General features: G+C 69.9%; 11 protein-coding genes. 10 read left to right on the forward strand and 1 reads right to left on the reverse strand.

All coding sequences use genetic code 11. The features are described from left to right. Nucleotides 1–222: 222 nt before the first annotated feature. Complete coding sequence (locus ACZ1HC_RS00400; RefSeq protein ID WP_472698253.1) at nt 223–1,419, reverse strand: calcium-binding protein; 1,197 nt, start codon at nt 1,417–1,419, stop codon at nt 223–225. 203 nt (nt 1,420–1,622) lie between these two features. Here ACZ1HC_RS00400 and ACZ1HC_RS00405 point away from each other — a divergent pair, with 203 nt between their 5' ends. The 10 genes from ACZ1HC_RS00405 (at nt 1,623) to ACZ1HC_RS00450 (ending at nt 13,906) form a co-directional block, all read left to right on the forward strand. Further along, complete coding sequence (locus ACZ1HC_RS00405; protein ID WP_472698254.1) at nt 1,623–2,465, forward strand: calcium-binding protein; 843 nt, start codon at nt 1,623–1,625, stop codon at nt 2,463–2,465. 90 nt (nt 2,466–2,555) lie between these two features. Then, a complete protein-coding gene (locus tag ACZ1HC_RS00410) occupies nt 2,556–4,514 on the forward strand; it encodes a hypothetical protein (protein WP_472698255.1) in 1,959 nt (652 codons plus the stop codon). Beyond that, nucleotides 4,511–5,752 (forward strand): glycosyltransferase family 4 protein, encoded by a 1,242-nt coding sequence (locus ACZ1HC_RS00415; protein WP_472698256.1) that lies wholly within the window; start codon nt 4,511–4,513, stop codon nt 5,750–5,752. Before ACZ1HC_RS00410 ends, ACZ1HC_RS00415 begins: the two co-directional genes overlap by 4 nt. Next, nucleotides 5,749–7,230, forward strand: coding sequence for a hypothetical protein (locus ACZ1HC_RS00420; RefSeq protein ID WP_472698257.1), 1,482 nt, complete (start codon nt 5,749–5,751; stop codon nt 7,228–7,230). The genes ACZ1HC_RS00415 and ACZ1HC_RS00420 overlap by 4 nt, the downstream gene beginning before the upstream one ends. Continuing rightward, the gene (locus ACZ1HC_RS00425) at nt 7,151–7,876 is read left to right on the forward strand and encodes a hypothetical protein (RefSeq protein WP_472698258.1); all 726 of its coding nucleotides are present in this window, start codon (nt 7,151–7,153) and stop codon (nt 7,874–7,876) included. Before ACZ1HC_RS00420 ends, ACZ1HC_RS00425 begins: the two co-directional genes overlap by 80 nt. Continuing rightward, nucleotides 7,873–9,153: a glycosyltransferase family 4 protein gene (locus ACZ1HC_RS00430; RefSeq protein WP_472698259.1), complete on the forward strand. Its 1,281-nt coding sequence runs from the start codon at nt 7,873–7,875 to the stop codon at nt 9,151–9,153. Before ACZ1HC_RS00425 ends, ACZ1HC_RS00430 begins: the two co-directional genes overlap by 4 nt. Further along, nucleotides 9,146–10,864 carry a type I secretion system permease/ATPase gene (locus ACZ1HC_RS00435; RefSeq protein ID WP_472698260.1) on the forward strand — a complete coding sequence of 573 codons (1,719 nt, stop codon included), beginning with the start codon at nt 9,146–9,148 and terminating at the stop codon, nt 10,862–10,864. Before ACZ1HC_RS00430 ends, ACZ1HC_RS00435 begins: the two co-directional genes overlap by 8 nt. Then, on the forward strand, nt 10,861–12,150 hold the full coding sequence (locus ACZ1HC_RS00440) for an HlyD family type I secretion periplasmic adaptor subunit (RefSeq protein ID WP_472698261.1): 1,290 nt from the start codon (nt 10,861–10,863) through the stop codon (nt 12,148–12,150). The genes ACZ1HC_RS00435 and ACZ1HC_RS00440 overlap by 4 nt, the downstream gene beginning before the upstream one ends. A gap of 48 nt (nt 12,151–12,198) precedes the next feature. Then, nucleotides 12,199–13,005, forward strand: coding sequence for a CatB-related O-acetyltransferase (locus ACZ1HC_RS00445; RefSeq protein ID WP_472698262.1), 807 nt, complete (start codon nt 12,199–12,201; stop codon nt 13,003–13,005). Nucleotides 13,006–13,282: 277 nt separating this feature from the next. Next, nucleotides 13,283–13,906 (forward strand): hypothetical protein, encoded by a 624-nt coding sequence (locus tag ACZ1HC_RS00450; protein ID WP_472698263.1) that lies wholly within the window; start codon nt 13,283–13,285, stop codon nt 13,904–13,906. The last annotated feature ends 60 nt before the right edge of the window (nt 13,907–13,966 follow it).

Genomic DNA, 13,966 nt, shown 5'->3' on the forward strand with positions numbered 1-13,966 from the left:
CCTGAAGGAAGCATCATGGAAAGCACGTCACCCCCGTCGATCTGCCCGACGATCTGCGCCGCGGCCTCGAGGTTGCCGCGGCCGAGGCGGGCAGGACCCCCTCGGAGATCATCGTCGAGGCCCTGGAGCGGTTCGGCGTCCAGCGGCTGAGCGAGGATCAGTTCCAGAAGCGCCTGACCGGATCGCAGTGACCCACACCCTTGCCGGAAGGTGCGGGCGGGATCACCAGAACTCCAGCCGGGAGGGCAGCAGCTCGGCCAGCGTCGCGCTGTCTTGTCCCAGGAAGATGACGCCATAGCCGTTCCCCAGGTCAAGGAACGCCGCATCCCCCAGATCCTGGAGGCTGTCGCCCAGCGACTGCGGGTCGATCGGCTGCCCGTTGATGTTCTGCGTGACGATCAGGCGATCCTCGGCGGTGAAGTCGGCGATGATGTCCACACCGTGGGCGCTGCGGAACTGGAACTGGTCCGCGCCCGTCCCGCCGATCAGGAAGTCGTCGCCCGCGCCGCCGTTCAGGGCGTCGTCGCCCTCGCCCCCGTCGATCAGGTCGTTGCCCCGGCCGCCATGCAGGGTGTCGCTGCCGGCGCGCCCGAAGATCGAATCGTCCCCCCGGCCCAGATCCTCGGTCGCGGCGACGAAATCGTTGCCCTCGCCCAGGTCGATGCTGTCGTCCCCGCCGCCCGCATCCACCCAGTCGCCGCCCGCGCCGCCGCGGATGCTGTCGTCGCCGAAGCCGCCGCGGATCGTGTCGTTGCCCGCGTCGCCCTCCAGCAGATCATGGCCGTTGTCGCCCGACATCCGGTCGCTGCCCTCGCCGCCCTGCAGAAGGTCGTCGCTCAGGCCGCCGGTCATCGTGTCGCGCCCGGCGCCGCCCAGAAGGATGTCCCGCCCGGCGTCGCCTTCGAGGATGTCGTTGCCGTCGGCGCCGATCAGCAGGTCGTCGCCGTCCTGCCCGCTGAGGCTGTCGTTGCCGCTGCCCCCGTGCAGCAGATCCGACCCGAACGAGCCGAACAGCCCATCATCGCCCAGCCCCCCGAACAGCCAGTCCGAGGCGCCCCGCTTGGCCGAGGACCAATCGTCATGGGACATGCCGCCGCGCGCCGGATCGGTCAGCCAGCGGACATCCAGGACATCGTCGCCCGACCCGCCCAGCAGCAGGTTCCATCCCGCCCCGCCATGCAGCAGGTCGTCTGCACCATATCCCGGCAGCACCTGGTCGCCCAGCCCGCCGCGGATCGTGTCGCTGCCGGCCCCACCGGCCAGCACGCCGCCGGCGAGGGCATCCAGAAACCGCGCCAGGGCGGTGTCCAGCAGCGCCTGCCGTTCGGCCAGGGCGGCCGCCAGTTCCGGGCCGTTCGCCCAGGGCCCGGCTAAGGCGCCGGGGATGATCCCCGATGCCGGGATCGCAGTGTTCGTCATGATGAATGTCCAGCGTGAAGGTGTGAGGACGCTTCTGCCCGAAACCGGACCCCGACCGGGGCCGCTCGCCTCAAACCTATCGCCGCACCTGCACGGCGCGATCAGGAAAATGAACGACATTTTAAGCAATTAACGCTCGTCGCCGCGCCGCCGTCTCTCATAGCCTGTGCCTTGCAAGGACATCAGCAAGGAAGGGTTCATCAATGGCCACGATACCAGGAGGCGCGTTCAGCGACTTCTTGTTCGGGACGTCGTTCTCGGATTTCATGGCGGCCGGGGCGGGGCATGACACGGTCATGTCCGGCTCGGGCAACGACCTCGTCTTCGGGGGGACGGGGAACGACCTGCTCAACGGCGGATCGGACGACGACCGGCTTCTGGGGGAGGACGGGCAGGACCAGCTTCTGGGCGGATCGGGCGATGATTCGCTTGACGGCGGCGCGGGGCTGGACACGCTGTCGGGGGGTGCGGGCGACGACCTGCTGGAGGGCGGCGCCGCCAACGACCTTCTGGCGGGCGGCGCGGGCGAGGACCGGCTGGACGGCGGATCGGGCAACGACGCGCTGAGCGGGGACGCCGGAAACGACCTGCTGTCGGGCGGAGAGGGCGACGACATCCTTGCGGGCGGGTCGGGCGACGACGTCCTGGTGGGCGGCGCGGGCGACGACTGGCTTCTGGGCGATTCCGGGGACGATCTTCTGCTGGGTGAGCAGGGCGACGATCTTCTGGTCGGAGGGACCGGGCGCGACACGCTGGATGGCGGCGCCGGGGACGACAACCTTTACGGCGGCACGGGCGACGACCTGTTCGTGTTTTCCGGCGGCGGGGACGTGGTGATGGATTTCACCGACGGCGACATCCTTCAGATTTCCTCGCGGCTGGAAGGGGTCACGGTCGAATCGGCGGATCAGGTGGCCGAATTCGCCGTCGATCTGGGGGATGCGGGAACCCTGATCGACTTCGGGCAGGGCGACAGCGTGCTGCTGCACGGCGTGGCCTATGACGAGGTGACGGCGGATCCGGGGCGCTTCTTCACGGTGGTCTGAAACACGGATTCTTAACCCCGCCCTGCTAGGCAGGGCTCCGGGCACCCCGCGGTGCCCGGCCACCGTCGATCTTGTTCGGGCACTTCAGGAATGAACATTCCCTTCGGCAGATCCTTGCACCGTCCTGCCTCTGCCCCCGTGGGCGAGGCGACGGTGGTTCCCTTCGGGGCTTGCGGCAGCGCGGTGTTCATCGACCGGCCCGCCGGCGACGGCGGACGGCTCTGGGCGGAACAGGACGGCAAGGCGCTGCCGCGCCCGTTCATGGGGGCGGCGCTGCCCCTTCGGTCCGGCGGGGTCCGTCAGGTCCTGGTCGTGCCGCAGGGGGCGCAGGCGCTGCTGGCGCGCCATCTGATGCTGCGGGTCGGGGAGATGGCGGTGGCCGAAGTCGATCCGGCGTGGCTGCAACTGCCTCTGGCCGAACTTCCGGCGCTGACGGACGGGCTGTCGGCGGAAGGAACGGCGCGGCTGCTGCGGATGATGCTGACGGCGGGCGCCTCGCTTTTCGGCGCCAGCCCCCAGGTGGAACTGACCGACGCGCTGTGCCGGCTGATGGATCTGTGCGCCATCCCGGCGATCCCGCCGCTGGCCAGAACCGAGATCGGCGGGCGGATCCTGGCCAGCTATGGCGTTTTGCCCGGCGCGGCGCGCCCTGTCGATGCGACGGCGATCCTGAACGGGCGCTTGGTCCGCCTGCCCGCGGCGCGGATCTTCGCTGAAAACGATCAACTGCATGTCCTGCTGCATCCCGCGCAGGCGCAGGCGCAGATCGTGGTGCCGGGGCCGGCCCCTCTGCGGCTGGCCGCGGCCGGCGCGGCCCCGTCGCGGCAGCCGCTTCCGGTCTGGCTTCAATCCCGGGGCAAGCCCTGCCGAGACTGGCTGTTCGCGGGCCTTGACGCCGAAACCGCCGCTGCCCTGCAGCGCGAGCTTTCGGGTGACGCCGTCGATCCGACCCTAACCGTCGGCCATCTGTCGCGGCTTCCCGGGGCAATGCTGTACCTGCTTCACCTGCACGATCCATCGCGGCTGGTCAGGACGGTCGTTCTGGATGGCGCGGGACAGCGGGTCGAACTGACACCGGCGGTCGGGGCTGACGGAACCGCGCTGCTGGTCGGCCTGGCCGATCTGGCAGGTAGGGCCTGCCATCCGGATCCCTGCCGGATCGAGGGCATCTGCCATTCCGGCAGGACCAGGGTGCTGGCGCAGGTGCCGGTCAAAGCCTTTGACGGCACTGTTCCCACCGGTTTTGCCGAGGCTTGGCAAACCGGGGCCGGGGTCCTTGCGCCTCTTGCCAAGGCGCGCGCCCTTCTTCGACGGGACATGGCCCCGGTTGCGGTTCAGCGGTTCGGCGCGATCGGCAAATGCGACTTGCGCATCGTCACGGCGATCGGTGGTTCGCCCGACCTGGTCCGGGCGCGGGCCGCCCTGATCCTGGCCGAAGCACGCGACGCCCCGGTCGAGGTCGTCTGCACGCTGGCCGAGGGTCCGCTGGCGGCGCCTGCCCGGCAGATCCTGGACCAGACGGCGGCGATCTATGGCATCGCGCACCGGCTAATGCTGTTGCCCCCTGCCGCAACGGCAGGATTACACCTTCACGCCGCCCTGGCCGAGGCACGGGACACGCCCGTGCTGATCCTTGGCGCCGATGTCCTGCCGGCCCATGCGGGATGGCTGGCCTTCTGGCGGCGGCGGCTGCGCCGGCAGACGGCCATCGCCCCGGTTCTGCTGGCGGCCGACGGCTCGATCGCCGCCACCTGCGAGGGCAGCGATCCCTTCCGCGGCCTGACCGTGGGGCATCTGCCTTCGCCGGGCCGCAGGATCGGCAGACCCTTGCCCGACTGCCTTGCCTTGGCTCCGGCGGGACTGGCACGGTTGCTTGATGCCCCGGCGCATCCCGATCCGGCCGTATGGATCGCCGGATGCCTTGCCGGGGATACCCGCTCCGAACACCGCTTTCCGTTTCGCCGCTTCGCCCCGGCAGCCGACCGGGACGCCCTTTCTGCTGCCCTGGCCGAGGCAGAGTTCGCCCTGATTGGGAGGGGCAGCCCGTGACCCTCCGGATCCTCCAGATCGCCCACGACCATCCCGCCCATACCAGCGGCGGAACGGAACACCTGGCCCATGACCTGACGCGGGCGCTGAACGACGCCCCCGGGGTCCGCGCCCGGTTCCTGGCCGCCACGACCGCCTTGCAGCGCCCCGACGACGCCCCCGGGACGCTGGGACTGGCGGGGGACGACCATCTTCTTCGCACCGGGCGCTATGACCGCTTTTCCATGCTGCGCCAGGACGGCACCGCGTGGGTGGGTTCGCTGGACCGGCTTCTGCGGGCGCTTCGCCCGGACGTGGTGCATCTGCACGGCCTGGACCGCATCGGCGCCGAGGTTCTGGCGGTGATCCGCCGCCTAGCCCCGAAGGCGCGCATCGTGCTGACCCTGCACGACTACCAGATCCTGTGTCCCAACGACGGGCTGATGCTGACCGTCCCGGACGGGGTCCGCTGCCGCCAGCCCCGGCCCGAATCCTGCCGGACGTGCTATCCCGCCTTGCCCTCCGCCGCGCATCTGCTGCGCAAGGTGCATCTGCTGGCCTTGCTGTCGCTGGCCGACCGGTTCATCGCCCCCTCGCGCTTCCTGGCGGAGCGCCTTGCGGACTGGGGGCTTGAGGAAAACCGGATCGTCGTCCTTCCCAACCAGGTGCGGCCGATGGTCTGGGCCGATCCCGGCTCCCGGCCTCGCCCCGACCGGTTCGCCTATTTCGGCAATATCTCGGCCCACAAGGGCATCCTGACGCTGCTGAACGCGGCGCGGCTTGCCGGCGACGCGGTGACGCTGGATCTGCACGGCGGCCTTGGTCATGCCGAGGAGGGCTTCCGCCGCGCCTTCGCCGATGCCCTGGCGGCGACGCCGAACGCCAGCCATCACGGACCCTATCTCCGCGATGATCTGCCCGGCCTGATGCGCCGCGCGGACTGGGTGGTGCTGCCATCGGTCTGGTGGGAAAACGCGCCGCTTGTGCTGCTCGAGGCGCGGGCGGCGGGGCTGCCGGTGATCTGCTCGGGGATCGGCGGCATGGCCGAGATGGTGGACCACGAGGTGACCGGCCTGCACGTGCCCCCGGGCGACCCGCGCAGCCTGGCGCAAGTGATGCGCGCCGCCGCGGCCGACCGCAAGGGTCATGCGCGACTGGCCGCGGCGCAGCGGGCCCGACGTGACGGCAACGCCTATCGCGGCTTCGTCGCGGCCCATCTGGACCTTTATCGCAGCCTGACCCACGGGATCCCCGCATGAGCCCTGCTGACGGTTCCTTCCCCGACGCCCTGGCGGCACCCGCCGTGCTGGTCCCGGATCTGTCGGTGATCCTGCCTGGCGGACGGACGCTTCTGGCCCTGTCCCGGCTGGACGATCCGCTGCCCGAACGGGGCTGCTGCGGGAATGCCCTGTGGCAGTCGGTCTGCTGGCCGGGACCGCAGGGTCATGTCGCCCTGGCCCTGGTCGAGGCGCCGCTTCTGGGCTCGGGCCAGGTACAAGGCGCCTGCGGCCGGGACTGCGACATTGCGCCCCCTCGGGCGGTCGATGCCTCACCCGCCTCGCTGGCCGAGTTCGTCCGGCGCAACGGCCTGAACATGCGCGAGGTCTTCAACTTCCTGACCGGCTCTGCGGGCGCTGATCTCCACCCCGACACCCGCGATTTCGCCACCCGGTTCCTGTCCCTGGCGACCGAACTGGGGGGGGTCGTCGAAATCCTGGCCAGCCCCGACTCGGGCGGGTTGTTCGCGCAGGGCTGGGCGATGTCGCTGGTCCCCGGCAGACAGACGCTGGCGCGGCTGGACGGCACGCTGAGGACATGCGACGCCGATATCGCCATCTTCCTGCGCGACGACATTCCGGCCCCCGGCGGCGGGTTCTGCCTGTTCACGCTGGACTGGCGCGGGATCGACCTGGATCGCCTCGACAGCCTGTTCTACGAACAGGACGGCGCCCTGCGGCGGCTGGAGATCCTGCGCGACCGGGTGGTCAAGCTGCACGGCGAAGCGGCCGCAGACCACGTGCGGCAGATGCTGCCCCGGCTGGCCGGCGACGGCAAGGCGGTCAGCACCCATCGCCGCATCTGCCGTCCCCGCTATCCGGGGATCGACACGCTCGCAGCGACCGCGCTGCCCGTCGCCGCCGCCCTGGATGCGGTGTTCCAGGCTCCGTCCGGCGCCCTGTTGGCGGCGGGCTGGCTGCTGGATCCCGCGCAGCGGGTGGAACGGGTCATCATCAAAAGCACGGCGGGCCTCTATGCCCCGGTCCACGACCGGTGGAGCCGGTTTCCGCGGGCTGATCTGCAGGTGGGATTTTCAGGCGATCCCCGCTTCGCCGGCCTGCTGGACGACAGCGACAACGCGCATGGCTTCGTGGCCCATGCCGCCGGCGAGACCCCGGCAGGAGGGCGAGGACCTTTATCTGGAACTGGTCCTGGACGACGCCAGCTGCCTGTTCCGCCCCCTGACCATCACCCCACTTGCCGGGCGGGAAGGGCTGCCCCGGGTCCTTGCCGCGCTTCCGCTGCACGATCCCGCCAGCGATCCGATGGTCGATGGCGCGCTTGCCCCCTTCTTGCGGGATCTGGCTGCCGGCAGGCGGAAGTCCCCCGCCACGCCATCCCCCCTTCCCCTGTCGCCCGCGCGCGGAGAGATCACGGCGGTGATCCCGCTGGACCGGCTCGACCACCTCCAGCCGATCATGGCCCTGCTGTCCGGGACGCCCGAGGCGGCGCGCCTTGATCTGGTGATCGTGATGCGGCGGTCGGGGATTGCGGGCCTGACCCTGCGCCTCAGGGATCTGTTCACCTTCTACGGCCTGCGTGGCTGCCTGCTGCCGGTTTCCGACAAGGCCGACCTCTGCGCCCGGATCGAGGCCGGGCTGGATCTTGCCGCCGGCCCCCGCGTCCTGATCTGGCAGCCTTCGGCGCTTCCCTCGGCGCCGGGCTGGCTGAGAACGCTCGAGACAGAGCTTTCGGCGCAGGCGGTGCCCGGCCTGATCTCGCCCATCCTGGTCTATGAGGACGGGTCGATCTTCTATGGCGGCGAGGGTGGCAGCGCCATGCTGGGCTATCCGCGCGGTTGGCTGACGGCCGGGGCGGCACAGCCCAAGTCCGCAGGCGCGGCGCAGATCGCGCTGATCGACCGCGACGCCCTGACGGCCGCGGGCGGGTTCGGGGGCCGCCTGTATTCGGACGCGCTTCTGCATCAGGATCTGGCGGACCGCCTGCACGAGGGCGGCTTCGGCACCTGGTCCTCGGGCCGGGTCGATTTCTGGATGCTGGACGATCTGCCTGCGGCGGACGGGCTGGCGCCTCTGCTGGAAAGGATTGATTCAGCCTTGCTGGCTAAGACTGGTCCGACCGATGCAAAGGACCGATTCGCATGAAGGCCCTTGTCCTGAGCCATGCCCATCCCGCCTTTTCCATCGGCGGCGCGCAGGTCGCCTCCTACAATCTCTTCCAGGGGCTCAAGCAGCAGCCGGGCTGGAACGCCCATTACATGGCCGGCATCGGCGCGCCCGTCGCCCGCCATGCTGCCACACCGCTGATGTCGCTGGGCCAGGCCGCCGACGAGACGCTGTTCTGGTCCAACGACTACGACTGGTTCCACCTTGGCCTCAACGACACGGGCGCGATCATCCAGCACTTCGAGCGGTTCCTGTCCGACCTGCGACCCGATGTCGTGAACTTTCACCACGTCATGGGCTTCGGGATCCAGGCGATCCGCGCCGCGCGCCGCGCCCTGGGCAACGTCCCGATCATCTATACCCTGCACGAATACCTGCCGATCTGCGCCCATCACGGGCAGATGATCAAGGCCCGGTCAGGGGCGCTCTGCCTGAAGGCCTCGGCCTCCGACTGCGGGATGTGCTTTCCGGAACGGGGTGCGGCGAACATGCTGCGGCGCGAGCTGTTCATCAAGTCCTTCTTCGACCAGGTCGATGCCTTCGTCTCGCCCTCGCACTTCCTGCTGCGGCGGTTCCAGGACTGGGGGCTTCCCCGCGCGAAGCTGGTCATGATCGAGAACGGCATGGACGGCGGCCCGGTGGCGCCGCCCCGCGCCCTGCCGGCGGGCGGACGCCGCAACCGCTTCGCCTATTTCGGCCAGCTCAACCCCTTCAAGGGCATCAAGGTCCTAGTCGAGGCCGTCACCCGCATCCCCGAAAAGGTCTGGGGCGACGGGATCCTGTACGTTTTCGGCGGCAACCTCGAACACCAGCCCGAGGATTTCCAGGCCCAGATCAAGGAGCTGTTCCGCCTTTCGGGCCGCCGCCTGCGGTTCATGGGATCCTACAAAAGCGCCGACCTGCCGCACCTGATGCGCGAGGTGGACTGGACCATCGTGCCTTCGACCTGGTGGGAAAACGCGCCCGTGGTCATCCAGGAGGCATTCCACCACCGCCGTCCGATCATCGCCTCGGACATAGGCGGCATGGCGGAAAAGGTGCGCGACGGGATCGACGGGCTGCACTTCCGCGTCTCGAACCCGGAAAGCCTGGCCGAGGCGATGATGCGGGCGATGGAGCCCCCGCTCTGGGACCGCCTGCGGTCCGGCATCCGGCCGCCCACCACCGCCGCCGGGTCGGCCCGCCAGCACGCCGACCTGTTCGACAGGCTGCTGGACCGGAGGGCCGAACCGGCCCACGAGGCCGAGCATGTCTGAAAGGCGGTTGCCCGGCATCTGGCGGACGGCCCTGATCGATCTGGCCAAGGGTGTCGCCGCTGCCGCCTTCATCGGCTTTTTCGTCAATCTTCTTTACCTGTCGCTGCCGCTTTATCAGGCGCAGATCTTCGACCGGGTGATCTCGTCGGCGAACCTCGACACGCTGATGGCGCTGACGATGATCGTGGGCTTCCTGTTCGTCTTCCAGTCGATGCTGGACTTCCTGCGGTCGCGATTGCTGATCGTCGTCGCCGCGCGGCTGTCGGCCACCCTGGGCCGCCCGGTCTTTCAGGCCGCGGTCGAGAATGCCCTGAGGGCGGGGGCGGCGGACTCTGCCACGGCGATGCGCGATCTGGCCGGCCTGCGCGGCTTCGTCGCCGGTGGCGCGATCACCCTGCCCATCGACATAGGCTTCACCCCTATCCTGCTGATGGTGCTGGCGATGCTGCACCCGCTTTACGGCGTGGTCGGGCTGTGCGGGGCGGGTCTGCTGACGCTGATCGCCCTGGGCGTCGAGGGCCTGTCGCGGCGGCCGGCCGCGGAAGCTATCCGGCAGAACGGCCTGCTCCAGGCGGAAACCGCCAACGCCATCCGTAATTGCGAGGTCATCACCGCGATGGGAATGCTGCCCGACCTGTCCCGGCGGTGGCGGCGGGGGCAGAGCCTGTCGCTCGACAGCATCGAGAGCGGCGGGACGACGGCGAAGTTCCTGGCCGCCTTCGCGCGCGGATCCCGGGTGGGTCTGCAGATCGCCGTGATCTGCACCGGCGCCGCCCTGGTCATCCGCCAAGAGGCAAGCCCCGGCACCATCCTTGCCGCGGCCGTCATCACCTCGCGGATGCTGGCGCCCTTCGAGCATCTGATCGACGGGTGGCGCCAATGGGTCAATGCCTTCGGCATCGCCAGGCGCCTGCGCAGGCTGCTTCGCGAGGGCGGGCGGAAACGCTCGGATGTCGAGGTTCCGGTCGGCCGTGCCGACCTGGTGGTGGACCGGCTGGGCTATGTCCCCCCGGGACAGGAGGCGCCGCTGCTGCGCAACATCAGCTTTGCCATCGCGCCCGGGGAAATGGTGGGGGTGATCGGCCCGTCGGGGGCGGGCAAGTCCACCCTGGCGCGGCTGGTGGTCGGGCTCTGGGCGCCGACGACGGGGGGCATCTTCCTGGACGGGCAATCGACGTTCCTGCACGAACGGGCCAGCTTCGGTCAGGCGGTGGGCTATCTGCCGCAGGAACCGCTGCTTCTGGACGGCACCGTGCGCGAGAACATCGCCCGCTTCCGCGAAGCCCCGATTGAGGACGTCGTGGCCGCCGCGCGCCTGGCCGGGATCCACGAGATGATCGGCCGCCTGCCACGGGGCTATGAGACACCGCTTGCGGATGGCGGGGCGCGGCTGTCGGGCGGGCAGCGGCAAAGACTGGCCCTGGCACGGGCCGTCTTCGGAAAGCCCCTGCTGCTGGTGCTGGACGAACCGAACTCGTCCCTGGATGCCGATGGCGAGGCCGCCCTGGTCGAGGCGGTCGAGCGGGCGCGTGCCTGGGGTGCGGCCGTGCTGGTGGTGGCCCAGCGGATGTCCATCCTCAACAAGGCCGATCGGCTGCTTCTGCTGCGCGACGGCGCCGTGGCCCACTACGGCGACAAGGCCGAGGTGCTGGGGCTGCTGGGCCCCCGCCGGCGCGATGCCGCAACCGCCGCAGAGGCCCGCCTGTCATGACGACGATGATCGACCCCGACAGCCTGCCGGGCTACCGGCCGGTGCTGCTGACCGCGCTTGCAACGATCCTGTTTCTGGTCCTGACCCTGGGGGGCTGGGGGATCTATGCCCGCCTGGACAGCGCCGTGGTGACGCAGGGAGTGGTTCTTGCCGAGAGCCGGCGCAAGACCGTCGAAAGCCTGGAAGGAGGCATCCTGTCGCAATTGCTGGTGGCACCGGGCGATCGGGTCCGGGCCGGACAGCCGGTGGCCCTGCTGGACGGCACCCAGGACCGGGAACGCCTGGCGCAGATGGAGGCCGAACGGCTTGGGCTGGTCTTCGACATCTGGCGGCTCGAGGCCGAGATCCGGGGCGTGACCCCCGACGCGGCCGACGCCCCCGAAGCCGATCCCGCCCGGACCGAGGCGCAGCTTGCCCTGCACCGGGCGCGCCTTGCGCTGCACGAACGGCAGATCGCCTCGCTGATGCGGCAGGCGGACCACCTGGAAGCGCAGGCCCAGGCCAGCCATGCGCGCACCCTGGCGTCGCAGCGTCAGATCGCCAGCTGGACCCAAGATCGGGACAACACCCGGGCCCTTGTCGATCGCGGGGCCGCGCCTCCTCAGAAGCTGCGGGAAATCGACCGCAACCTCTCGGTCCTGGAGGGAGAGCGCGACGAATATGCCGGCCTTGCACGGGCCGCGGAACGCGACAGGGCGCGCGTCATGGCCGACATTGCCACGCTGCGCCAGCAACGCATCGCCGAGGCGACGGGTCTTCTGGCAGAAGCGCGCCGCAAGCTTCCCGCGCTCGAGGCGCAGATGCGCGGGGTCGAGGACATCCTTCGCCGCCGTACCCTTCGCGCGCCCCAGGACGGGCTGGTGGTGGACATCCCCGTGGTCACGCCCGGGGCGGTGATCGGGTCGGGCGCCATCCTGATGGAGATCCTGCCCGAGGCCGATGCCCTGGTCGTCCAGGCGAGGCTGCCGCCCGAGGCCATCGACACGGTCCATCCCGGCCGGGGCGCGCGGGTCAGGCTGACCGCCTATCGTCGTGCGGTCGCCCCCACCATCACCGGCACGGTCGTCTATGTCTCTGCCGACCTGCTCGAGGAGCCGCGCGACGGCACCCGCTACTTCGAGGCCCGGGTGGGGCTGGACGCAGCCTCTCTCGCGCGCCACCCGGACGTGGCGCTGAGTGCCGGGATGCCGGTCGAGGTGGCGATCCAGACCGGCGAACGACGCGCGGGCGACTATCTGCTGGAGCCGCTCTTCCGGCATATGCGCAGGGCAATGCGGGATGAGTGAGTTTCTTAACCTTTCGGCGCAATGATGACCGGAAGAAGGGGGTATGACATGAACGAAGGCGCCTTTTCCCTTAAACATGCCGATCTTCCGGCCCTTGACCGCGCGGGCCTGCGGATCCCGGGCCTGCTCCAGACGGGCAGGCTGGCCGCCGGATCGCGGATCGAGGGCCCGACCTCGATCATCGCCGCCGTCACGCCGGGCGCCTTCGTGGACATCGGGGCCTTCTGCAATCTCAGCGGCGGGACGATCAACAATGTCCGGTTCGGGCGCTACTGCTCGATCGCCGCGGGGGTGGTCATCGGCATGCACGAACATCCCACCGACTGGCTGACCACCTCGCGGACGGCCTATTACCCGCAGGTGAACGGCTGGCGGGAACTGGTTGCCCCCACCCGCCGCGAGGAAATCCGCCGCGGCCTGCGGCCCTTCAGGGACAGCTGCCCCATCACCGAGATCGGTCACGATGTCTGGATCGGTCAGGGCGCCTTCATCAAGTCCGGCGTGACCATCGGCACGGGCTCGATCATCGGCGCGCGCGCCATCGTGCTGCGCGACGTCCCGCCCTATTCGATCGTCGTAGGCACGCCCGGACGGGTCGTGCGGTCGCGCTTTGCCGAGGATGTGGTGCAACGGCTGCTGGCTTCGGCGTGGTGGCGCTACTCGATCTATGACCTCTTCTCGGCGCCGCTGGACGATATCGCCGCGGTTCTCGACCGGATCGACGAACTGGCCGCAACCGGGGAGATCCATCCCTACGAAGGGCCGGTCGTGACCCCGGACGATCTGCGGGAACCGCAGAACCTGGCGTCACGTCTTGCCGCGCGCTTTGCCGGGCCGGTGGCGCAGGCGGTGTGAGGGAAGCGATGGCAGATCGTGCTTTCCCGCGCCGCGGCAACCTGTTTTCCGGTACCGCGATGCGCGGCACCGCCGGACGGCGCGTCGACATGGCGCATCAAGACCGCGATGCAGCAGGATCGCCGGTGGTGTGCCATAAGCCGGTGGGGGCTGACGCGCGGATCACGGTCCGCGCCGGAACGACGGATCGTTGGGGCCGCGCAGCAGGGCGCCGAGGGGATACGGGGACAGGGCCTGCCCCGGCCGGCTTTTCCCCATCAGGACAAAGGATGCAGGGATGACGGATCAGACGCCCTTTCCGCAGGTCCTGAAGGAACCTCGGCTCCATGGGGTGGTCGATGTCCTGCGGCCGGATCGCGTCGCCGGCTGGGTCATCGACCGCACCGATCCCGCACGCTGCGCCACCGTCGACATCCGGCGCGAGGGCCGGCCGGTGGGTAGCGTCAGCGCCGACCGGCACCGCAAGGACCTGGAGCGTCAGGCGGTAGGAACCGGGTCCTACGGCTTCGCCTTCACTCTGGATCCGCCGCTGGAGGAGGGGATGGAGTTCACGGTGGCCGTCACCGCCAGGTCCCACGACGGCATCGAAATGACCCTGCCCCTGGCCGCCGGGGCGGCGCGGGCCGTCTCTCCTGACCAGAAGGCGCTCGGCCGCATCTTGTGCGAACTGGCCGAGTTGCGGGCAGACGTCGCCGGCCTTCGCCAGGAGGCGAGAGCGGACCTCGAGGCACGGACCCGGTTCCAGGAGCGTCTGGAACTGGTTCAACTCCGTCTCGAGACAAGCGCATCGAGCATCGCCATGCCGGTGCGCGGCACGAACGGTTGGCTTGCCGCCGTTGCCGGAGCCGGCGCCGCGGTGGCGATCGGCTCGGTTGCGGTGGGGCTTCTGTCGCTGTGGTGAGGGGGTTGGCGGCATTCTTTTGCGGCAGCCGGGCCCGGTTGCGCCCGGGCGCAACGGCCG

The sequence above is a fragment of the Paracoccus sp. BR5-17 genome (assembly GCF_055693925.1).